A 21,397-nucleotide genomic window follows, 5' to 3' on the forward strand; every position below is an offset into this window, starting at 1 on the left:
ATGCTCTTGCCTGCTACCACTTTCGCGAATAGAGTTCGTAAAAATGCAATCGATTACAAAAGCGGCCCGGCGTCGGTGACGAACGGCCGTTCACCAGGAGACATGTGTGAGCAACATTGAATTAGGAGTGGCGATTGCGGGCCCCGGCATGATTGGCGCCGTGCACGCCCGCGCGGTGCGCATGGCGGGGGCGCACCTTCGCGGCGTCGCAGCGGCAAGCCCCATCGCCGGAGTCGAGGCCGCCAGGCGCTTCGGCGCGGCACGCGGCTACGATTCCTTTGATCATCTGATTGCCGATCCGGCCGTGGACGTGGTGCATGTCTGCACGCCAAATTCGTCGCACCGAGACCTCGCTCTTGCAGCCCTCGAAGCCGGTAAACACGTGATCTGCGAAAAGCCGCTCGCGACGAACGCCAGCGACGCCCGCCTGCTTGCCGATACCGCGCGTCGCACGGGATGTGTCGCCACGGTCCCGTTCGTCTATCGGTTTCATCCCATGGTGCGCGAGGCACGCGCCCGAGCCTCGGCGCTTGGACGCCTGCAACTCATCCACGGCAGCTATCTGCAGGAATGGCTGCTCGGCGCCGACGATACAAACTGGCGAGTCGACGCCGCAATCGGGGGCGCTTCACGCGCGTTTGCCGATATCGGCTCTCACTGGTGCGACCTCATTGAGTGGGTGACAGGCGAGCGTCTGTCATCGGTCGTCGCATCGTTCGACACGACGGTGGCGCAACGCTCCGACCAGAAGCGCCAGTCTTTTGCGTCCTGCGGCACCGCTGAGGGTCATGCGGTTGGGTCGATTGCAGTGAAGACGGAAGACGTCGCCGCGGCGACGTTCAAGACTGGATCCGGAGTTCTGGTCAACGTGACGGTCAGCCAGGTCTCTGCTGGTCGCAAGAACCGCTTGTGGTTCGAGATCGATGGCGCCAATGGGAGCGTGGTTTTCGATCAGGAGGATCCCGAACGCCTGTGGTTTGCGCGCGACGGGAGAACTGAGCTGCTCGTGCGCGACCCGAACCTCGGTTCGCCAGAGCAACGACGGCTGGCGACACTTCCCGCTGGCCATGCACAGGGATACGCGCAATGCTTCGAGGCATTTGTCGCCGACACTTACGCAACCATTCGCGGCGAACAGCGCGACGGGCTCCCGACTTTCGATGATGGTCTGCGCTCAGCGCAAATCGTCGAAGCGGTCCTGGAGTCTTCCCGCACGAACAGCTGGATATCGATTAACGGAGGACATCAATGACTAATCTTCTGCGATGGGGGGTGATGGGCGCGGCCGAAATTGGACGCACCCAGGTGATTCCCGCCCTTCAGACCTCTACGACCGGAACCGTTGTTGCGCTTGCGAGCCGTGACGTCGCAAAGGCTCGCGAGTACGCACAGGCGCTGAACATCCCGCGTGTCGTGCCGAGCTACGAGGCGTTACTCGCGGACCCGGAAGTCGACGCTATCTATCTTCCGCTGCCTAACAGCTTGCATGGCGAATGGGCGATTCGCGCGGCTCAGGCCGGCAAAGCGGTGTTGTGCGAGAAGCCGCTCGCTGTGACGGCACAATCAGCCCAGGCAATCGTTGACGCGTTCGATCGGTACGGCAGTCCGTTGATGGAAGGCTTCATGTATCGATTCCATCCACAGCATCGGCGAGTGCGGGAACTGATAGCGGATGGCGCGATAGGCGCGGTTCGTGAGGTCCGAGCGCACTTGTCGGTGAATCTGATGAATCCGCCGGACCCGGCCAACGTGCGCCTGCAGCCCGCGCTGGGCGGTGGCGCGCTACTGGATATGGGTTGCTATGCGGTGAACGTAGTCCGGATGATTCTCGGCGTCGAGCCCACACGAGCACAAGCGAGCTGGATCGTCGACCCACGCTTTGATGTGGACGTCGCCGGTACCGGCATCCTCGAATTCCCGGGCTGCTGCACCGCATCGGTTAGCTGGTCTTTCATCGCCGGCGGGCAGGGAACCTATACGGTCATCGGCACGGAAGGCTCGATCGAAGTGCCGCGCGCGATTCTGCCTGGAATGGGCACCCGTGCGCCCGATGCGCTGGTGGTTGTAGTGGACGCCGATGGCAAGCGCCGCGAGGAGTCGTTCGCGCCGGTGAACCAGTACAGGCTGATGGCTGAAGCCTTCGCGTCCGCGCTGTTGAACAAGCAGCCCATGCCGTTCGCTGCAAGTGACGCGGTTGCAAATATGGAAGTGCTTGATGCGCTGGCCGAGGCCGCTCGCTCAAGGTGCGCGCAAAACATCGGAGCTCGACTTCTTGGGGTACGTCATGTCTAACGTTGTCACACCATCTACCGGTCAATCGAGTAGCTCACCAACCGTTTCGCCCGATGCTCAACGGCTCGCACCGCTATTTGCACCGCTTGATATTCGCGGGCTCGAATTGCGCAACCGCTTCGTGTTCCAGCCGCACTTCACCGCATTGGGTAATCTCGACGGGTCTGCGTCGGATGACCTCGCGGCCTACTACGAAGAACGCGCGCGCGGCGGTGCCGCTCTGATCATCACGGAGAGTCAGGCGATCCATCCCACCGGCAAGATGTCACGGCGGTTCATCCACGCATGGGATCCGAAGGTCATTCCCAACCTGCGCAAAATCACGGCCGGCGTTCACGCGCACGGCGCCAGGATTTTCAGTCAGCTCACCCACGCAGGCCACACGTCGCTCGAGCATCCGCCGCACATCCTGTGGGCACCGACCCAGATGCCCGAGCCGTCCAGCCACTTCAGCACCAAGGCGATGGATGAGGACGATATCCATACGGTGATCGACGGGTTCGCGATTAGCGCGCGCAACGCACGAGAAGCAGGCTTCGATGGTGTCGAAATCAAGATTGCGCATGATGGCTTGTTGCGCTCGTTCGCATCACCGTTCTTCAATAGACGCACCGACCAATATGGCGGCTCGTTCGAAAATCGCATGCGTCTGTCCATCCAGGTGCTTGAGGCTATCAAGCAGGCAGCGGGCGATGACTTCCCGGTCGGGGTCCGTCTTTGCCTCGACGAGTTCACGCCATTCGGATATGACCTCGAGTACGGCCTGCAAATGGCACATGCGCTCGAGGCGACGGGGAACGTCGACTACTTCAATTCGGATGCCGGTTCGTTCTCCAGCTACTGGATGGAGATTCCCCCTGCAGCCGTCGCCGCCGGAGATTTTCGCAGGCTGTGCTCGGAGCTCAAGAAAAATACCAGGCTTCCGGTCGTCGCATTCGGGCGGATCAACGCCACGCAGCAAGGCCTTGACATGATTCGTGCCGGCGAAGCCGACATGCTTGGCTTCGCACGGCAACTCATCACGGATCCGGAGACGCCCAACAAGATCCAGCGCGGGCGGGGCGACCTCGTTCGCATGTGCATCTCCTGCAACGATGCATGTCTGCATCAGGTCAACCAGGAGAAAGGAATTCGATGCATCCAGAATCCGGGCGCCGGACGGGAATTAACAGTCAACGAGCGGTTTATCAGGCGGGCCGATTCACCGCGGCGGGTAGTCGTGGTCGGTGGTGGTCCGGCCGGACTGAAAGTCGCAGAGGTTGCAGCAAAACGCGGCCACACCGTCACGGTGCTCGAGCGCCAGCGAGTGTTGGGAGGCCAGGTCATGCTGGCGGCCAATCAGCCTGAGCACTCGGCTATCGCCGAAGTGACATCGTATCTGGAAGCGGTGACGGCCGATCAAGGTGTCAATGTGCGTACGGGCGTGACAGCCACTCCGGAAATGTTGCTCGACATGGCGCCCGATGTGATCGTGATTGCTACGGGCTCCGAGCCCAACCTGCCTAATCAGTCGGACGACAACGCCGCGCAGGCTCGCGCCTTGGGACGCCAGACGCTACCCGAGATCCCCGGTCTTGATCTCCCTTTCGTGGTGTCTTCCGACCGTGTGTTGTCGGGGGAGGTGGACGTTAGCGGAAAGGTCGTGGTGATCGACGACAACGGCCACTGGGAAGCAGCGGGTACAGCGGAATATCTCGCGGACCGGGGCTGCCATGTCGAAATCATCGCGACACATTCGGCGGTGGGGGAAGACCTCGAAGGCGGGACGCGAACTCTTTTTCATCGACGCGCCGCAATCAAGCATATCAGCATACGTACCAGCACGCTTGTGTCTGAGATCGCGCCCGGCCGTGTGCAGACCGCCAAGGTCTTCAGTTCGGGTGACGCCGTGGGTTGGGGCCAGTATCTGCTGCTGCCGGGTGACGAGGAATGGATCGAGGGTGTCGACTGGGTCGTCGCGGTGATCGGCAGGCGCTCGCGTGAGGATCTGTATCTGAGTCTCAAAGCGTCAACGGATTTCAGCGGCATCCAGATCGAACGCGTGGGTGACTGCGTCGCGCCTCGACTCATTCAAAGCACGATCGGCGAGGCGTTCGCGCTCGGTCAAACGCTCTGAGCACTTCGACATCGGAAGGAGACAATCATGAAGCTTTCATTCAATACCTGGGTTTATTCCAGTTTTCCCGTGTGGGTTCCGTCGTATCCGCTCAGCGAGACCATCGAGCGGATCGCGGCCGTCGGTTACGACGGCATCGAGATCGGCGCAGCTGCGCCGCACGCTTATCCCGACTATCTGGACACCGCGCGCCGCCGCGAGATCAGGCAGATGCTTCAGACGAACGGCATCGCACTGTCAAGCATGCTGCCCGCGCCCGGCGGCGGCCCGGGCTTCAACGTTTCTTCGCCGATGGTCGAAGAACGGATCGCTGCGATCGATCAATACAAAAAGGTTATCCAACTGTGCGCCGAACTGGGCGGCAAAACCGTCATCTACGTTGCTGGCTGGCAAATCTACGGCACGACGCGTGACCAGGCATGGGAGTGGAGCCGCGAAGCGCTGCGCACGCTGGCGCCGGTGGCACGAGACGTAGGGATCACACTGGTCATCGAACCGACCTCGGCCGACAGCAATCTCGTCGATGATTGCGACGATGCGCTGCAGATGATGCGCGAAGTCGGCGAGCCGAACGTCAAGCTGATGTTCGACACGTATCACGTGCTGTATCGCAACGAGGTTGCGAGCGACTATGTGTATCGGTTCGGCAAGGATCTTCACCATGTGCATTTTGCCGACTCGAACCGGCTTCCGCCAGGCGAGGGCAAAGGGGATTTCCTTTCGGTGGTGCAAGCGCTGCACGATATCAAGTACGACGGATATATCGCAATGGAGATCGGCTACGATCGGCGCGATTCCAATCCGGACGCCATCGCGCGGCGTGCCTATGAGAACGTCAAGGAATTCCTTGGCGCGATTGAACGTAACGGAAGAAGCTCATGAACGCGATCCTTCGTAGTGCTTCCGTAGGTTATCAGCGAGACGTCCCCAAAGGCACACCGATTCTTGTCGCCAAAGGCATCGGCAAATCGTTTCCGGGCGTCGTGGCCCTCGACAACGTGGACTTCGAAATCCGTGCGGGCGAGGTCAATGCGCTGGTGGGCGAAAACGGTGCGGGGAAGTCCACGCTGATCAAAATGATGGCGGGCTTTCATGCACCGGACGAAGGCGAGATCCGTGTCGATGGAAAGTTGCTGACTCCAAGTCCGCAGGCTGCACATGCGGCTGGCGTGGCCACCATTCATCAGGATCACCATCTCGTACCGAACATGACGGTTGCCGAAAACATCATGCTGGGGCGCTGGCCATCGCGTTTTGGCGTTATCTCCAGGCGCGAGCAGATGGCGCGAGCAGAGGCTGTCCTGGCACGGGTCGTTCCGAACTTGTCGCCCACGACTTTGGCGCGCCAATTGACGCCGGCCGAAGGACAGTTGGTCGAGATTGCCCGCGCTATCTCGGAGGATTCGCGAGTGCTGGTGATGGACGAGCCGACCACGTCGCTTTCGCCGCCGGAAATCGAGAGACTGTTTCAGGTCGTGGATGACCTGAAAGCGCAGGGACTTGGCGTCGTATTCGTCTCGCACTGGCTCGAGGAGGTGTTTCGCATCTCCGATCGTATTACGGTGCTGCGCGATGGCAGGTTTGTCAGCAGCATCCCTGCGTCCGAACTTGACCACGCGAAAGTCATCAAGATGATGGTGGGACGCGATGTACAGCAAGTGAAGTATTCTTCTCGCCAGGCCGGCGAGGTCGTACTGCATGTGGATGGACTGAGCCGCGCGGGCGTCCTCGAAGACATCTCGTTCACCGTTCGCGCAGGCGAGATCGTGACGCTCGCGGGACTCGTCGGTGCAGGCCGCACCGAGGTCGCGAACTGCATTGCTGGAATCGATCGATATGACGAAGGAGCCATATCCATTGATGGCAAACCTGTTGCAGCCGGCGATCCGAAGAAGGCGATCAAAGCGGGTATCGCGCTGGTGCCCGAGGATCGGCGCGAACAGGCGCTGGTGCCAAAACTCAGTGTCAGGATCAACATCACCATGCCATTGCTCGATCGCATCGCACCGAGGGGCGTGATTTCCGAGTCGCGCGAAGCCGAAATTGTGAACGAGGCAGCGCGCTCGCTTTCCATCAAGATGGCCTCCGCAAGCGTTCCCATTTCGACACTGTCAGGCGGCAACCAGCAAAAAGCCGTGATCGGCCGATGCGTCGCGCTCGGGCCGCGCCTTCTTATTCTCGACGAGCCGACCAAAGGCGTCGATGTCGGCGCAAAGGCGGAGATCAGCGAAATCATCATCCGGCTCGCATCGCAAGGCGCGGCGGTACTTCTCATCAGTTCGGAGTTACCGGAGGTGCTGGCGCTCAGTGACCGGGCGCTGGTCATGCGCTCGGGTCGGATTGCTGGGCAGTTGACGCGCGACGAGCTATCTCAGGAAGCAGTGATGAACTTGGCCACGATGGGCTGAAGAGGAAATCGAAATGAATCAGGAACCCCAAACCTTAACTCAAGCGGTGCCTGTGCTGGGCCGCGGCGCGACAACCAAGCGACTCTCCCTGCTGGACGCAATCCAGGACCTGGGACTGCTCGTTGTCATCTTGATCGGCGCGGTTGTGCTCGGCTTGTTGAGCCCCGTGTTTTTCACGCGCATGAATATCGAGAATCTGCTGTACTCATCGACCATCATCGCAGTCGTGGCAATCGGTCAGGCTTTTGTCGTGCTGGTCGCGGGCATTGACCTTTCCGTCGGCGCAGTGCTCGCGCTTTCATCGGTGCTATGTGTCGGACTTCCGCTCAAGTTCGGAATGCCGGTGGGCATGGCCGCGCTTATCTCCCTGGCGTTGGGCGCACTCATAGGACTGCTTAATGGGTTGGCCGTAACGGCGATCCGGATTCCGGCGCTGATCGCCACGCTCGCGATGATGAGCATTGCGCGCGGTATCGCCTACATCTTTTCCGACGGTCGCAACATTGCACCGGTTCCGGATGTGTATCTCGACATCCAGGCAGCGCGCGTGTTCGGCATCCCGGTTGTCATTGTGCTGGTGCTGGCGCTATTCGTCGTCGCTCACTTCGTGCTGAGCCGAACCCGCTTCGGTCGCTCCATCTATGCGACAGGGGGCAATGCGGTCGCAGCACGGCTGGCCGGCATCCGTACGAATCGCGTGGTCGTTCTGGCGTACGTCATCTCGGGTATCGCAGCGGCGCTCGGCGGGCTCATGATCACGGCACGACTCGAAGCCGGTGCGGCAACCGCAGGGTTCGGCTATGAACTCACCGTGATCTCGGCTGTCGTGATCGGCGGCGTCAGCCTGTTCGGGGGCGAAGGAAAAATGGGCGCGGTGCTGCTGGGCGTTCTGTTGCTTGGACTCGTGCAAAACGCAATCAATCTGCTCAACGTGCCTGCTAATTACGACTACGTCGTGAGCGGCGCCGTTATCGCCATAGCGGCCTCGCTTGACGTTTATCGCCGACGGTATGTCGAAGCCGGATTGAAGAAGCGCTTGCTCGTGAACAAGAAAGCGAGTGAGCAAGAGCACGATGACAAGCAGAACCCGCAGCATGCCTGACAGACAGTGGATCAAAAGGAGACAACCCATGAAACCTCTTCGTTCAATCAGCCGCCGCACCATACTGGAACGCGGCGTCGCCATCGCCGCCGCTACCCTGATCGCGGGCGGTCTTTCCGCTCCGGCCGGCGCGATCGCCGCCGTGCCAACCGCCAAAGGCAAAAGCGTTCAATACGTTACGTTCGGGCTCCAGTTCGAATACCAGGTCGCCATGGTGGATGGCATCAGGAAGCGGGCAAAAGATTCGGGCGTCAACCTCGAGACTGTCGATGGCAAGGGCGATCCAAACCTGCAGATGACTCAGGCGCTCGACGCGGTGAGCAGGAAGCCGGATGCACTGCTGGTCGACCCGGTGGATGCGAAGCTGATCACGGCCGGGGTCAAGCAAGCGAACGCCAACAACGTTCCCGTCTTCATGATGGAAAATGCGCCGCCCGAAGGCAAATACGATGCTCTGGTCGAGTTCGACAACCAGGCCGGCGGTGCGATGGGAGCCGATACGGTGGCCAAACTGGTGGGTGACAAGGGCACTGTGCTGGAACTTCGCGGCTCGGTTGATTCCGCTCAGGCGCAGGCGCGGCATCAAGGGTTCATCGATCGCATGAAGTCGAAGTATCCCAACATCAAGGTCAAGTCACTCAATACCGAATGGAATGCCGACAATGCCTACAAGATGGTGCTGGACGCATTGACCCAGGACCCGAACATCAAGGGCATCTTCAGCCACAACGACGAAATGGTGCGCGGCGTGATTTCCGCATTGCGTCAGACGAACAGGCTCGTACCTGCGGGCAAGCCGGGGCACTTGTTCATCGTCGGACTTGACGGCACGCCGCTGGCGCTCGATCGCATTCGTGCGGGCACACAGGACGCCTCAGTCGGCCAGAATCCTGTTGCGATGGGATCTGACATCGTCGATGCGATCATCGCCGATTTTCAGGGCAAGCCATACCCCAAATCGACGCACATCGAACCGGTCCTGATCACGAAGGCCAATGTCGACGACCCGACACTGTGGGGAAATTTTGGAAGGAAGAAATAGCTCGGCAGTGGGGCAAAGAGGCGCGGCAGCCACTCAAGGAAGGCCCGCCCTGCCTCGGATGTGACTAGCTGATAGGAAATGCAGATGAAAATCTTAGTGCCAGTCAAGCGCGTAGTCGACTACAACGTGAAGGTCCGGGTGAAGTCGGACGGCACGGGCGTCGACATTGCGAATGTGAAGATGTCGATGAACCCGTTCGACGAGATTGCGGTGGAAGAGGCGGTGCGCCTGAGAGAAGTGGGCGTGGCGACGGAGGTCATCGCGGTGTCGTGCGGCGTCACGCAGTGTCAGGAAACGCTGCGTACGGCGCTCGCGATCGGCGCGGACCGCGCGATCCAAATCGAGTCGAACGAAAAGCTGCAGCCGCTGGCGGTGGCCAAGCTCTTGAAGGCGGTGGTCGAAAAGGAGCAGCCGCAGCTCGTCATCCTTGGCAAGCAGGCGATCGACGACGACTCGAACCAGACAGGCCAGATGCTCGCCGCACTGGCGAACCTGCCCCAAGCCACGTTCGCCTCGAAAGTGACGATCGCCGATGGTAAGGCGACGGTCGCGCGCGAAGTGGACGGCGGTGCGGAAACGCTGTCGCTGACGCTGCCGGCGGTGGTGACCACCGACCTGCGCCTGAACGAGCCACGTTATGTGACGCTGCCCAACATCATGAAGGCGAAGAAGAAGCCGCTGGAGACGCTCAAGCCCGAAGACCTTGGAGTGGACGTCACGCCGCGCCTGAAGACGCTGAAGGTGGTCGAGCCGCCCAAGCGCAGTGCCGGCGTGATGGTGCCGGACGTGAAGACGCTGGTCGAGAAGCTGAACACCGAAGCCAAGGTGCTGTAAGAGACGCGGAGACGGAAGAGATGACGATTCTGGCAATTGCGGAACACGACAACGCATCGATCAAGGCGGCAACGCTGAACACGGTCGCGGCAGCGGCAAAGATCGGTGGCGACATTCACGTGCTGGTTGCCGGTCACAACGCGCAGGGCGCGGCGGAGGCTGCGGCGAAGATCGCGGGTGTGGCGAAGGTGCTGCTGGCCGACGCGCCGCAACTGGCCGAAGGCTTGGCGGAAAACGTCGAAGCGACGGTGCTGACGCTCGTGCAAGACCCCTTGAAGGGCTACTCGCACGTCTTCGCGCCTGCGACAGCATACGGCAAGAACATCGCGCCGCGCATCGCCGCGAAGCTCGATGTCGCGCAGATCAGCGACATTACCGCAGTCGATAGCCCGGACACGTTCGGGCGTCCGATCTACGCGGGCAACGCGATCTCCACGGTGCAGTCGACGGACCAGATCAAGGCGATCACGGTGCGCACGACGGGCTTCGACCCTGTCGCAGCCGAAGGCGGCGGCGCGACGGTCGAGAAGATCGAAGCCGCTGCAGATCAGGGCATCTCGCAGTTCGTGAGCCGCGAGGTGACGAAGCTGGACCGTCCGGAACTGACCTCGGCATCGATCATCGTGTCAGGCGGCCGGGGGCTGGGCAGCGGCGAGAACTACATGAAGGTGCTCGAGCCGCTGGCGGACAAGCTCGGTGCGGCGCTCGGCGCCTCGCGCGCGGCAGTCGACGCCGGCTTCGTGCCGAACGACTACCAGGTGGGGCAGACGGGCAAGATCGTCGCGCCGCAGCTATACGTGGCCATCGGCATCTCGGGTGCGATCCAGCATCTGGCCGGGATGAAGGACTCGAAGGTGATCGTCGCGATCAACAAGGACCCGGAAGCGCCAATTTTTAGCGTCGCGAATTATGGCCTCGTCGGCGACCTGTTCACGTTGATTCCCGAACTGACGGCGGAACTTGGCTAGAACAGGGGCTAGCCGCTTGGGCGAGACGCGCCTTGGACAAGCGCCATGAACAATCGGCGGCTTCGGAAACCATTGATCGATATGGATTTTTAGGCAGCCAAAGCCCGAAAATCGGCGATCCTTGCTGTGAGCGGCGCAACGTGCGAGGACCGCCAGACTTCAACATGTCGCCCCAGATACCACGTCCGATCGACCCGTCATTGCACCCGCTCGTCACCGGCAACTACGGTATTGCGACGCCGGTGATCGAGGCGTTTTACGAGTTCGTTGTCCGGTGCCTGCGCTATCGCATCATGGGTGCGCTCATCTACGGGCCGTCGCGGATCGGCAAGCCGCGGGCAATCGTTTGAGACGAGGCGCAGCGGTACAACGAAAACGAATACGAGTGGCTGCGCGACGTGCACGACGCGCTCGACCGGGAGCAGATCAAGCTGTTCACGTTTCTCGTCGGTCAGCAGGAATTGCTTTCACAGAAGACCGCGCTTCAGATTGCTGGCAAGACGCCGATCGTCGCACGCCTGATGGTCGAGGAGCTATCGTTTTACGGCATTCGCAACGCCGAGGATGTCGCCACATGTCTGAATGGATACGACCACACGGCTTATCCGGAAGGCAGCGAATGGAGCTTTACCCGCTTCTATGTTCCGAAGGCTTTCGACGCAGGCTATCGGTGGCCGAGCGTCCGGCGTCCAACCTGAGCGCGAATGCCCCTTGTAGCTGGAACCGGCCGTTCGATAGAGGAGAGAACGAACGGCTGTAGAGGGTCCGCGTGCCGCCGATCGCTGCCTTGTGAAGTTCGAGCGATGTATGCCGATTGCATGAGGCAGTGATCGGCCAGGAAGGGTCATTCGTCCGTGCCGTCGCTCGGACACTCATATGTCGGCTCCGCCCAGCAAACGGTCATCCGATTCCCGAGGGCCAAAGTTGCTTCATCGGCCTTATGTAAGCTTTACATAGGGCCGATAAGCCGACGTTCGCACCCTGGCGTACCGGCGCTCAACGAACGCCCGTACATGGACGCCCTCGGTTTGCCCATTTGCGCGCCTCATGATTTGCGGTCGTTCGGCAAGTTAATGTGTGCGGTGACCATACGGTAGACGGCGCCGCCGTTGAGACGTAGCTCGCGCGGACGAGAGGCAATTGGCATGAACGCCTGCCGTGCGCCGAGTGGCTCATACAGGCGCTGGTCCATCACGGGCAGCATACGCAGGACATGGTGGGAGACGCCGTCTGGAGTGCGAGTGACCCCGAACTCGGCACCCGCCGTGCAATGCCCGTATCGCATTAGAAGCTGGCAGATCGAGTCGTCAATCGAGCGAGCAAATAGCCGGTCACTGGACATGATAATTGTTCGTCGATTGATCTCGTCGACTTCCGCGGGCTCCGCACCGCGGGCACGTTGCCCTTTGGCTCGTCCGTTGTTGGATAGGACGACTGCCAGCTTGCTCGACAGAGGCAGCGTTGTCACCGTATCGGGATCGGCGAGCCCCCTCGTGAGCCCGATTCTTCGGGTCGAGCGTCCGCGTTGAATTGTGCTACAGGCTGGTCGCCAGTTACGAACTGCTTTTCGGCTGGAGCGTGCAGCAATTCGGCCTGGCTACGTCCGAGTATCTTACTAAGCCGAAACAAAGTAACCGGACATGGGTCAAGCCGCGTAGCGGACTGACGGATGTTGAAACATGGATCGGACCAAGGCTGGAATCTTCTGCAACGAGCGCAGAACCGCTCGAACTCGCTGCTTGAGATGCCCGGGACCTTTGATGGCAATGCCGATCTTGTGATGTTTGAGATAACCCCATACCAACTCGTCCGGGTTCAGGTCTGGGGAGTAAGCAGGAAGGAAGAACAGACAAAGGCGACCATTCGATTCCGCGGCAAGCTGCCGGATCGCTTTGCAACGATGTACCGGATGACCATCGGCAATCAGGAAGACAGGCGCATCGGCGGTGAGCATCAGTCGTTTGACGAAGTCGACGTACACGGAGATCTTGAAGCTGCCTTCGAAACACATGAATTGAAGTTGGCCACGCGGGCTGATCGCTGAGATCAGGTTCACCTTAAAGCGCGCGCCAGTGACTTCGACTACCGGTGTTTGACCGACCGGTGCCCAGGTCGTGCCGCTGTGATAGTCCGATCGCACCGTCGATTCGTCGACGAAGAAGATCTGTGCCCCGTAGCGTTTGGCCTGCCCGGCAATGGCCGGGTATTCGTCGCGCATCCACGACTCGACCAGTTCAGGGTCGCGTTGGTACGCACGCGCAAGCGGACGCTGGGGTAAAAGCCCGAGCTTGCGCAGCAGTCGACCGACCGACACCTGGGAGAGCTTGACGTTGAAATGTTCGCGAATCAACTCCCGCACCATGTCTCGCGTCCACAATGCAAGCTCGAACTTCATCTGCATGGGGTTCTTCGTTGTGACCGTCTGATAGACGAAGCGGATAGCCTCGGACGAGAGCTTCATCGGTCGACCAGGGATTACCTTGGCTCGTAACGCCTCGATCCCCCCTTCACGCCAGGCCGCCAACCACTCGTAAATACGCGCCCTCGAGAATCCGAGCATGCGGATCACGTCCTCCGGCGACTCGCCAGCTTCGACGCGCTTGACCGCCCGAATACGGATCTCTTCAAGCGTTGCATGTGAAAGCTGCCGGCCGTCGTCCTCGCGCCTCTCGCCCCCCTAAGCCCACCCATTTCCAGTTGAAACTTCTTGCCAGTCGCAATGCAATTTGTCGCAATGGATTTGCCCGTCGCAACTGAACCCGTGAAGCTGATAGCATCAACGTCGGGCGATTGTACGAGCGCCTCGCCAACAACGGACCCCGCTCCCATGACGAGGTTGGCCACCCCGGGTGGCAGGCCAGCTTCCTGCAGAATCTTCATCAGTTCCCAGGCACTTCCAGGAACGAGTTCTGCCGGCTTGAAAATGACGCAATTGCCGAAAGCAAGAGCTGGTGCCGTCTTCCACGCCGGTATCGCAATAGGAAAGTTCCATGGTGTGACGAGACCAACCACGCCGACGGGCTCGCGCGTCACTTCCACGGCCAAGCCGGGGCGCAGTGACGGGAGGATCTCACCGCCGACACGCAGAGCCTCGCCGGCGAAAAATTTGAAAACCTGTCCTGCGCGCGTTACCTCGCCGACGGCTTCCGCCAACGTCTTGCCCTCTTCGCGCGCGAGCAGGCGTCCGAGTTCATGCTTGCGGGCGAGAAGACTCGTACCCGACTGGTCGAGAACATCAAACCGCTGCTGGGGCGTCGTTTGCGACCACTTCGGAAACGCTTGCCGCGCCGCGCCGATTCGACGTGCGCCTGCTGCGCGTCAGCGTGGGCGAATTCACCGATCACGTCATCGGTGTCGGATGGGCTGACATTGCGGGAATAAGCGGTGGACGTTGTCCACTCTCCGCCAATGAAATTATCGAATCGAGTCATATTTGTGGTCTTAAAATGATCAGGTGCCAATGTGAAGACGACAGGCGCTACGACACAGGTCAAGGGCCTGTTAGCCCCCGGCTGATGAGATTGCGGTACAGCGCACGAACACCGAAGCTCCACGGGGGGGTGTCCGTGCACAAACCAACCGTGTTAACGAGAGCACCAAGGGGCGGTGCGGAGATCGTCACGACGTCACCGAGATGGTGGGTAAAGCCGGACCCCGGGGCATCCCGATCCATGATTGGCGAAAACATGGTGCCGAGGAAGAGCATGAATCCATCCGGATACTGATGGTGATCGCCATGGGTCTGCACGACGAGATCCGCCGGGTCGCGGCTGATCTGGCTCATGTGACTCGCACCTTCGAGCACGAAATCGTCGTCAGTGCCTTCCACACGCAGTGACACGCTCGTCTGACGCACCGTGTCGAGAGTGAAGTTGCCATCGAAAAGGCGGATGAAAGGGCCAATCGCGCAGGAGCCGTTGTTGTCCTTGCATTTGCCGAGCAGCAACGCAGAGCGTCCTTCGATATCGCGCAGGTTGACGTCGTTACCAAGCGTGGCGCCTACCGGCTCACTCTTGCTATCGACGGCCAGAACGATCTCGGGCTCCGGGTTATTCCAGGCCGACGAAGGCAACAGTCCGATGGGGGCGCCGAAGCCGACGGCCGACATTGGTTGTGACTTGGTGAAGACCTCGGCGTCCGGGCCAAGGCCGACTTCCATGTATTGCGACCACGCACCGCGCCGCAGCAGCTCTTCCTTCAGCCTTGCCGCGGCATCAGAGCCCGGGCGGATTTTTGACAGATCGGTGCCGATCAGTGCGGTGATGTTTTCTCGCACGTCAGCCGCCTTGTCGCGGCCGCCGCCGGCCTCTTCCTCGATCACGCGTTCGATGAGACTTACGGCGAAGGTGACGCCATGCCTTGATAGCCTGCAGGTCACATGGCGCGAGAATATATTGCTTGCCGGAAGCGCGGGCCGCGTGGGTCTGCGTCAGGAGCTGTTTGACAGGCCCCAGCGCTTCTCCCGGCGCCTGGCTTGCGATTTGCACGCGGTCGTCGCGATCGAGTAGGTCCGCCATCGTCGGTGCGTACGCCGAAATATCAAAGACCTCTCCCTTACGGATAGCGATCACGCATGGGCCTTCGCCCGCTGCGGTTTGTCGCCACATACGGCCGACGAGGAGCGCTGAATCGAGATCAGACGGCAGCCAGTTGGACTGGGTTGATGTATTCATGATGTTCTCTGTGTGAAGGTCAGGTGATCGCGCCGATCTGCCAGGGTAGGAACTCATTCTGTCCGTAGCCGTGAAGCTCACTCTTTGATCGCATGCCCGATGCGGCTGCCAGCATGAGTTCGAAAATTTGCTGGCCCATTTCATCGACGCTCTTCGTTCCGTCAAGGATCTCTCCGCAGTTCAGGTCTATATCCTCTTCCTGCCTGCGCCAAAGTTCGCTGTTGGTGCCCAGTTTCAACGAAGGGGAGGGTGCGCAGCCGTACGCGGAGCCGCGCCCCGTTGTAAAGCAGATCAGGTTGGCTCCGCCTGCTACCTGGCCCGTTGCCGAGACGGGGTCATAGCCCGGGGTGTCCATAAAGACCAAGCCGTGTGCCGACACCGGCTCCGCATAGCGGTACACGTCAACCAGGTTCGTCGTACCGCACTTGGCTACAGCGCCCAATGACTTTTCGAAGATCGTCGTCAGGCCACCTGCCTTATTACCCGCCGACGGGTTGTTGTTCAGGTCTGCGCCCATGCGTGCACAATATCTTTCCCACCAATGGATGCGCTCGATCAGCTTTTCTCCGACCTCGCGTGAAATTGCGCGGCGCGTGAGCAGGTGCTCGGCGCCGTATATTTCCGGTGTTTCGGACAGAATCGCAACGCCGCCGTGGGCAACAAGACGGTCGACTGCAGCACCAAGCGCGGGATTCGCTGAGATACCCGAATAGCCGTCGGACCCGCCGCACTGCAAACCGACGACGAGATTACTTGCGTCGACGGCCTCCCGTTTCACACGATTGGCTTCCGGCAGCAGCGCCTGCACTGCCTCAATGCCAGCTGCCACTGTGCGGGATGTGCCGCCGGTGGCCTGAATGGTCATGACCTTCAGCGCGGTGCCCGCCTCAAGACCCTGGCTCTCGAGGAGGCCGCCAATCTGGTTGGTTTCGCAGCCGAGTCCGATGATGAGCACCGCCGCAAAATTAGGATGTCGTGCATACCCACCGAGCGTTCGACGGATCAGTGCCAGACCTTCGCCCTGTGAGTCGATCGCGCAGCCCTGTCCATGCGTGAGGGCAACCACTCCATCCACGTTCGGATAGTTTCGTAGCGCTTCGGGTTTGAAGTGGTCCGCAATGGCACGTGCAACGGTCGCGGAACAGTTGACGGACGTAAGAATGCCGATGTAGTTGCGTGTCGCGACGCGTCCGTTAGGACGAACGATGCCCATGAAGTTCGCATGGCTCGCGACAGGCGCCGGCTTCGCGTTTTTCCCAAACGCATAGTCGCGGTCGAAGCTGCCCATCGACAGGTTATGAGTGTGGACGTGGTCGCCGCAGGCGATGTCGCAAGAGGCAAAGCCGATGATCTGCCCGTACCGTCGAACTGGCTCGCCTTGCTGGAGGGCACGTGAGGCGACCTTGTGACCGGGCGCCACCAGCCCTCGGACCGTTACGCGGCCACCGTCCACCGTCGTGCCACCCACAAGCTGCTGCCGCGCGATGACCACATCGTCATCGGGATGCAGTCGCACGGTGATATCTGCGGCCGCTGTTGAGGTTTCCATACTGTCTCCGATCATTTAATCGTGTAGTGCGGGGCGCGTCGAAGCGTCTATCGCGGCGTGGGTTCGGGCGCGTGCTCCGGGATCAGGCCATCGTGTTTCAGCGCTTGCCAGAGGCCTGATGGAATGTGCACGGACATTTCTTTCACATTCTCATGAACCTCGCCAGGATTTCGTGCCCCTGCAATTACTGCGCAAACAGGCCCGGGGGCGCTGCAGAATTGCAACGCCGCGGCCTTGAGGCTCACGCCAAATTCAGCGCAGCGCGCTGCCATCCGGGAAGCCATTTCAACCATTTCTCTCGGTGCGGTGCTGTATTCGAACGTTGTGCCTCCAGCAAGAAGGCCGGAGTTATAGGGGCCCCCGATCACCAGCTTCGCGTCGCACTGGATGCAAGCAGGGATCAGACTCTTTAGGGCCGTCGTATCCAGCAAGGTGTAACGACCCGCGAGCAGGAAGATGTCGGGGTCCGAGTCAGTCAGAGCCCTGACACACGGTTCAACCCGGTTGACGCCCAAGCCCCACGACTGGATCATGCCTTGTGCGCGCATGTCAGAAAGCGCCCGAGCTGCGCCGTCGATAGCGATGCGGTATTGCCTTTCCCAATCGGAGCCGTGCGTGTCTTCGGCTATATCGTGGATGTACACGGCGTCGATCCGGTCAACGCCCAGGCGCTTCAGGCTATCCTCAATGGATCGATATGCGCCATCGGATGAATAGTCGTACTCGACGCGAAAAGGCAAGCCATTGACATAGCCATGCCGCATAGACGGCACCGAATCATCCCGGACGAGCAGCCTGCCGACTTTCGTCGACAGAATGAGGTCGTCGCGCGGCATCTCGCGAAGTATCTGACCCAGGCGCCGCTCTGACAGGCCGGTGCCGTAGAAGGGTGCCGTGTCGAAATATCGGACTCCACTTTCCCACGCGGCCCGTATCGTTTCCTCTGCGAGCTGGTCGGGCACGACTGAAAATAGGTTGCCGAGAGGCGCGCCTCCGAAGCCCATCGGGCTCGGAAAAGTCCCACCATTTACTGGCCGGAATAGTCGTTTCTGGATTTCCATTTTGTCCTTCGCAATCGATTCGCCGCGCCGAGCGCAAGGCGAGCGTCGTCCATCATTGACCGACGCGGTGCGGATAACACGCTGCCCGCTGATTCCGGTCACACGGCGCGGGCCTTATCTCACAGCCGGTAAAATGAGCGGGCTGTCTCTCCAAAGATCGCCGCCCGGTCTTCTTTGCCGAGACTGGAGGCCAGTCGCTCGACGCACGCGTGCCACGACGCGTAATCCCCGTTCAGATTCAGGACCGGCCAGTCGCTCCCCCACATCAGGCGCTGAGGTCCAAATTGCGACAGCAGAAAAGCGAAGTACGGCGAGAACGCATCGTCGGTATAGCCCGGAGGTGCCTCGGTGACCATGCCGGAGAATTTGCACAGGACGTTTTTCATCCCGGCGAATTCGCCCATCCAGTGAGTCCACTCAATCCAGTCTTCCCCTACACGCGCACCGGCGTTCGTTCGTGCGACTCCCTGATCGTTGGGCAGATAAGGTTTGGCAACGTGATCGATGACAATCCGCAGTTCCGGGTGTCGTGCTGCAAACTTGGCGAGATATGGCAGATGTCGCACGTACACCAGCGCGTCGAAAGCCAAGCCGTGCGTGACCAGTGCGTCGACAGCCGGGTCTAATCCGGGATTTGCAATCCAGTCGTCGTCCGGCAGATCCTGCAGCATGGGTCTGACGCCCTTGAACTTTGGCTCACGACCCAGCTCTTCGATGAAGCTTGCGGCGTCGGGGTCAAGCATTGGAACCCAGCCCACGACACCGCCAACGAGCGGCTCGTTGGCAACAAGCTTCAGCAGATACAGCGTCTCCTCCATCGTCGGTGCGGCCTGTACGACAACGGTCTTGTCAACGCCCGCTGCCTGCGCAAGCGGCGCGAGGTCTGCTGAGAAGAAGTCTCGCCATAGTAGAGGGAGTTCGGGTGTGAGCCAGCCGTAGTCGCTTCGCGCAATCGTCCAGAAGTGCTGATGTGCATCAACCTTCATGACCAGTCCTTTTCCCAATTACCACATCGATTTTCTAAAGAAGCAATGGTGTTGTGCATTTCGGTATCCTAATCATTCTGATATCGCATGACCGATGCGATGATCACTGTCAGCCGTCAGCTTTGCCTGGGGCGCCAGGCGTGAATATGTTCGCCAGTCAGCGGGCAGCCGTCGGAATATCGATATTTTCTTCCGTTCCCGCTGTATCCGTTTTTTTAACGCGCGACTTTTTGTCTGAATTCTCGCGTGCCCTCACGCTTGCAATTCGGCCGGCGCGTTCGCTTTCCGCGTTGCCGCTCGCCAGCGGGCTGCTGCACGATTGACGCACGATTAGTTCCGGCGGAAAGACCATATGCCGAGGGCTTCGTTCGTCTCCCCTGATGCGCTCGAGCAGCATGTTGAGCGCCGCTTCGGCCATCGCGTCGACGGGCTGCCGTACGGTGGTCAGTGCGGGAGAGAAAGCGTTCGCCCAAGGGAAATCGTCTATCGCGGTAACTGATACGTCCGTAGGACATGCGAAATGCTTTTCCGCCAACGCCCGCATCGTGCCAATCAGCATCTGGTTATTGGCCACGAAGATGGCTGACGGCGGCTCCGGCAGGTCCATTAGCTCAAGCGCTGCCGTGTAGGCGCCGTGCTCAACGAATGCGCCTTGACGCACGTAATCGGGATTGACCGGCAGATTCGCAGCTGCGATCGCCTGGGCGAAGCCGCGCAAGCGATCACGACCAGGCAGCAGGTTCTGCGGACCGGAGATGATTGCGACGCGCCGGTGGCCAAATTCCAGGATGTGCTGTACTGCAAGGCGTGCAGCGGCAACGTTATCAAGAGCAACCGAATCCCATTCATTGGGGCAGACCACATGGTCGACCGCCACAACAGGCATGATGCCGATCTCCGAGCAGACCTTGTCGTAGGCTTCCTCCGGTGCCGATGCACAAAGGATCGTGCCGACGGCCAGATGGGCGCGGAGCATGCGCAGATAGGCGCGCTCCTGTTCAAGATCCCGATCGCTGTCGAATAACAGAACAGAGTAGCCCAGGGCGTGAGCGCGCTTCTGGATGGAATGGACGAACTCGGTGAAGAATGGGTTCGTGATGTCCGGAACGACCAGGCCCAATAGCTTGGTGGTGCCCTTTTTCAGGCTGCTCGCGACTGTGTTCGGAGCGTAACCCAACGCCTTGACTGCGACGTGCACGCGCTGCGTCAGGTCTGGACTCACGTAGGTCGATCCAGACAGGACCGCCGAGACGGTAGCCAGACTTACTTCCGCAAGACGTGCGACATCCTTCATTGTTGCCATAATTTTCCTGCCACGCAGTTGTGCCCGAGCTTCCTACTGGTTCAGTTCCACCATCCCGCGTGCTCGCGCTTCGGCTGCCGCAAGATGCCGTCCGGTGTACGGGGCGGCTCAATTTCGAGCAGGAACCGCTGGGCAGGCGACATCCGCTCGTACAGTTCCGGGGTGAGATGGTCGATCTGGACGAGCTGCTGCGGAAGGTCACGTCGAGTATACGTGAGATGCAATACCCGGCGGTTTGCGTCGTTCTTTTTGAGTGTGCCGCTGTGCCATCCCGACGCGTTCATGATGAAGACGGTGCCAGCCCGTCCGGTCAGATAGACCTCACCCGGATATGGCGCGTCCAGATCGGCGGGAATCCGTTTGCGGTCTTCTTCGGAAATGGGGCCGGCCTCCCAGTCGCCCTGGTTCACAACAGGCACGTTAATCGGTGCCCATTTGTGCGACCCCGGCACAACCCGCGTCGGACCATTATCCAGCGTCATGTCGTCAAACAGAATGACGGCATTAACCACCCACCAGTCATCTTCGAAGTACTTCGGCACGTCGACGTGCAGTTGCTGGTGACCGAACCCCTTCACGGGATCGCGGAGGTTGGCGCCGTGCACCTTGATCTCACCGAGCAGCTTGTGGGCTGTGGCCAGCACCGGCTGCAGTTCCAGGCACCTATCGAACACCGATGTCTTGTTGAAGATGTTCGACACGCGGCGCGCGCCAGGCTCGACGTGAACTTCATGCCCACCCGTGAGGCGCTCGGCTTCATGGAGCCGCTCAAATTCGCGGGCCATCAGGCGGCACTCGTCCGGGCTCAGCACATTCTCGACGACGAAAAACCCCCTTTCGTCCAGTTCCTTGAGCTGCTCGCTGGCCAACGTGTCGTTGATTTGCAGTGCATGCATCGCCTGTCTCGTGTACATGGGTCGTGTCTCCGTCCATCTCGTTAGCGGGCGAAACGTTTAGCGAAACGTTTCGTTGAGTGAATTTATAGCAAGCATCAGCCGCTAGATATATTCGGGTTTCTCCTATGCCAATTTAAATTCAGCGCCCACGGTCAGCGGGTCAACTC

The 21,397-nt window shown here is 60.3% G+C and carries 16 protein-coding genes and 3 pseudogenes; 10 read left to right on the forward strand and 9 right to left on the reverse strand.

Translation table 11 applies throughout. The annotated features are described in order from the left end of the window. The first annotated feature begins 106 nt into the window (after positions 1-106). The 10 genes and pseudogenes from OKW38_RS06710 to OKW38_RS06755 form a co-directional block, all read left to right on the forward strand. Positions 107-1,252: a Gfo/Idh/MocA family protein gene (locus OKW38_RS06710; protein WP_429360606.1), complete on the forward strand. Its 1,146-nt coding sequence runs from the start codon at positions 107-109 to the stop codon at positions 1,250-1,252. After that, positions 1,249-2,292 carry a Gfo/Idh/MocA family protein gene (locus OKW38_RS06715; RefSeq protein ID WP_429360608.1) on the forward strand — a complete coding sequence of 348 codons (1,044 nt, stop codon included), beginning with the start codon at positions 1,249-1,251 and terminating at the stop codon, positions 2,290-2,292. Before OKW38_RS06710 ends, OKW38_RS06715 begins: the two co-directional genes overlap by 4 nt. Then, positions 2,285-4,408, forward strand: coding sequence for an FAD-dependent oxidoreductase (locus OKW38_RS06720; protein ID WP_429360610.1), 2,124 nt, complete (start codon positions 2,285-2,287; stop codon positions 4,406-4,408). The genes OKW38_RS06715 and OKW38_RS06720 overlap by 8 nt, the downstream gene beginning before the upstream one ends. Before the next feature lie 27 nt (positions 4,409-4,435). After that, the gene (locus OKW38_RS06725; RefSeq protein WP_429360612.1) at positions 4,436-5,290 is read left to right on the forward strand and encodes a sugar phosphate isomerase/epimerase family protein; all 855 of its coding nucleotides are present in this window, start codon (positions 4,436-4,438) and stop codon (positions 5,288-5,290) included. Continuing rightward, the gene (locus OKW38_RS06730) at positions 5,287-6,816 is read left to right on the forward strand and encodes a sugar ABC transporter ATP-binding protein (RefSeq protein ID WP_429360614.1); all 1,530 of its coding nucleotides are present in this window, start codon (positions 5,287-5,289) and stop codon (positions 6,814-6,816) included. Before OKW38_RS06725 ends, OKW38_RS06730 begins: the two co-directional genes overlap by 4 nt. A 13-nt stretch (positions 6,817-6,829) precedes the next feature. Then, positions 6,830-7,918 (forward strand): ABC transporter permease, encoded by a 1,089-nt coding sequence (locus OKW38_RS06735; protein ID WP_429360616.1) that lies wholly within the window; start codon positions 6,830-6,832, stop codon positions 7,916-7,918. A gap of 28 nt (positions 7,919-7,946) precedes the next feature. After that, complete coding sequence (locus tag OKW38_RS06740) at positions 7,947-8,960, forward strand: sugar ABC transporter substrate-binding protein (RefSeq protein ID WP_429360618.1); 1,014 nt, start codon at positions 7,947-7,949, stop codon at positions 8,958-8,960. Between the two features lie 84 nt (positions 8,961-9,044). Then, positions 9,045-9,794: an electron transfer flavoprotein subunit beta/FixA family protein gene (locus OKW38_RS06745; RefSeq protein WP_429360620.1), complete on the forward strand. Its 750-nt coding sequence runs from the start codon at positions 9,045-9,047 to the stop codon at positions 9,792-9,794. A gap of 20 nt (positions 9,795-9,814) precedes the next feature. After that, a complete protein-coding gene (locus OKW38_RS06750; RefSeq protein WP_429360622.1) occupies positions 9,815-10,762 on the forward strand; it encodes an electron transfer flavoprotein subunit alpha/FixB family protein in 948 nt (315 codons plus the stop codon). Positions 10,763-10,926: 164 nt separating this feature from the next. Continuing rightward, a pseudogene (locus tag OKW38_RS06755) lies at positions 10,927-11,433 on the forward strand (hypothetical protein); the annotation flags it as partial. 374 nt (positions 11,434-11,807) lie between these two features. On the opposite strand, the gene OKW38_RS06760 reads toward OKW38_RS06755, so the two are convergent. The 9 genes and pseudogenes from OKW38_RS06760 to OKW38_RS06800 all read right to left on the reverse strand — a co-directional run bounded on the left by OKW38_RS06760 (position 11,808) and on the right by OKW38_RS06800 (position 21,230). Then, on the reverse strand, positions 11,808-12,230 hold the full coding sequence (locus OKW38_RS06760; RefSeq protein WP_429360623.1) for a hypothetical protein: 423 nt from the start codon (positions 12,228-12,230) through the stop codon (positions 11,808-11,810). A 177-nt stretch (positions 12,231-12,407) separates the two neighbouring features. Beyond that, entirely contained in the window at positions 12,408-13,331 is a 924-nt protein-coding gene (locus OKW38_RS06765) for an IS630 family transposase (RefSeq protein WP_429360625.1), read from the reverse strand. Between the two features lie 113 nt (positions 13,332-13,444). Then, a pseudogene (locus OKW38_RS06770) lies at positions 13,445-14,193 on the reverse strand (aldehyde dehydrogenase family protein); the annotation flags it as partial. A 59-nt stretch (positions 14,194-14,252) separates the two neighbouring features. Further along, positions 14,253-15,435 (reverse strand): annotated as a pseudogene (locus tag OKW38_RS06775) (fumarylacetoacetate hydrolase family protein). A gap of 19 nt (positions 15,436-15,454) precedes the next feature. Beyond that, complete coding sequence (locus OKW38_RS06780; protein WP_429360627.1) at positions 15,455-16,984, reverse strand: UxaA family hydrolase; 1,530 nt, start codon at positions 16,982-16,984, stop codon at positions 15,455-15,457. Between the two features lie 47 nt (positions 16,985-17,031). After that, on the reverse strand, positions 17,032-18,045 hold the full coding sequence (locus OKW38_RS06785; RefSeq protein ID WP_429360628.1) for an aldo/keto reductase: 1,014 nt from the start codon (positions 18,043-18,045) through the stop codon (positions 17,032-17,034). A gap of 119 nt (positions 18,046-18,164) precedes the next feature. Continuing rightward, positions 18,165-19,031 carry an amidohydrolase family protein gene (locus OKW38_RS06790; RefSeq protein WP_429360630.1) on the reverse strand — a complete coding sequence of 289 codons (867 nt, stop codon included), beginning with the start codon at positions 19,029-19,031 and terminating at the stop codon, positions 18,165-18,167. Positions 19,032-19,188: 157 nt separating this feature from the next. Further along, positions 19,189-20,334 (reverse strand): LacI family DNA-binding transcriptional regulator, encoded by a 1,146-nt coding sequence (locus tag OKW38_RS06795; protein WP_429360632.1) that lies wholly within the window; start codon positions 20,332-20,334, stop codon positions 19,189-19,191. Positions 20,335-20,375: 41 nt separating this feature from the next. Then, positions 20,376-21,230, reverse strand: a complete 855-nt coding sequence (locus OKW38_RS06800; RefSeq protein ID WP_429360633.1) for a phytanoyl-CoA dioxygenase family protein — start codon at positions 21,228-21,230, stop codon at positions 20,376-20,378. Between the last annotated feature and the right edge of the window lie 167 nt (positions 21,231-21,397).

The organism is Paraburkholderia sp. MM5496-R1 (genome assembly GCF_050436205.1).
Classification (GTDB): domain Bacteria; phylum Pseudomonadota; class Gammaproteobacteria; order Burkholderiales; family Burkholderiaceae; genus Paraburkholderia; species Paraburkholderia tuberum.

Bases quoted from the DNA above. Each gene is read 5' to 3' on its own strand.
- OKW38_RS06785 (WP_429360628.1), bottom strand. From the start codon at position 18,045: ATGGAAATCCAGAAACGACTATTCCGGCCAGTAAATGGTGGGACTTTT.
- OKW38_RS06795 (WP_429360632.1), bottom strand. From the start codon at position 20,334: ATGGCAACAATGAAGGATGTCGCACGTCTTGCGGAAGTAAGTCTGGCT.
- OKW38_RS06735 (WP_429360616.1), top strand. From the start codon at position 6,830: ATGAATCAGGAACCCCAAACCTTAACTCAAGCGGTGCCTGTGCTGGGC.
- OKW38_RS06800 (WP_429360633.1), bottom strand. From the start codon at position 21,230: ATGCATGCACTGCAAATCAACGACACGTTGGCCAGCGAGCAGCTCAAG.
- OKW38_RS06720 (WP_429360610.1), top strand. From the start codon at position 2,285: ATGTCTAACGTTGTCACACCATCTACCGGTCAATCGAGTAGCTCACCA.
- OKW38_RS06740 (WP_429360618.1), top strand. From the start codon at position 7,947: ATGAAACCTCTTCGTTCAATCAGCCGCCGCACCATACTGGAACGCGGC.
- OKW38_RS06780 (WP_429360627.1), bottom strand. From the start codon at position 16,984: ATGGAAACCTCAACAGCGGCCGCAGATATCACCGTGCGACTGCATCCC.
- OKW38_RS06725 (WP_429360612.1), top strand. From the start codon at position 4,436: ATGAAGCTTTCATTCAATACCTGGGTTTATTCCAGTTTTCCCGTGTGG.
- OKW38_RS06715 (WP_429360608.1), top strand. From the start codon at position 1,249: ATGACTAATCTTCTGCGATGGGGGGTGATGGGCGCGGCCGAAATTGGA.
- OKW38_RS06745 (WP_429360620.1), top strand. From the start codon at position 9,045: ATGAAAATCTTAGTGCCAGTCAAGCGCGTAGTCGACTACAACGTGAAG.
- OKW38_RS06790 (WP_429360630.1), bottom strand. From the start codon at position 19,031: ATGAAGGTTGATGCACATCAGCACTTCTGGACGATTGCGCGAAGCGAC.
- OKW38_RS06750 (WP_429360622.1), top strand. From the start codon at position 9,815: ATGACGATTCTGGCAATTGCGGAACACGACAACGCATCGATCAAGGCG.
- OKW38_RS06730 (WP_429360614.1), top strand. From the start codon at position 5,287: ATGAACGCGATCCTTCGTAGTGCTTCCGTAGGTTATCAGCGAGACGTC.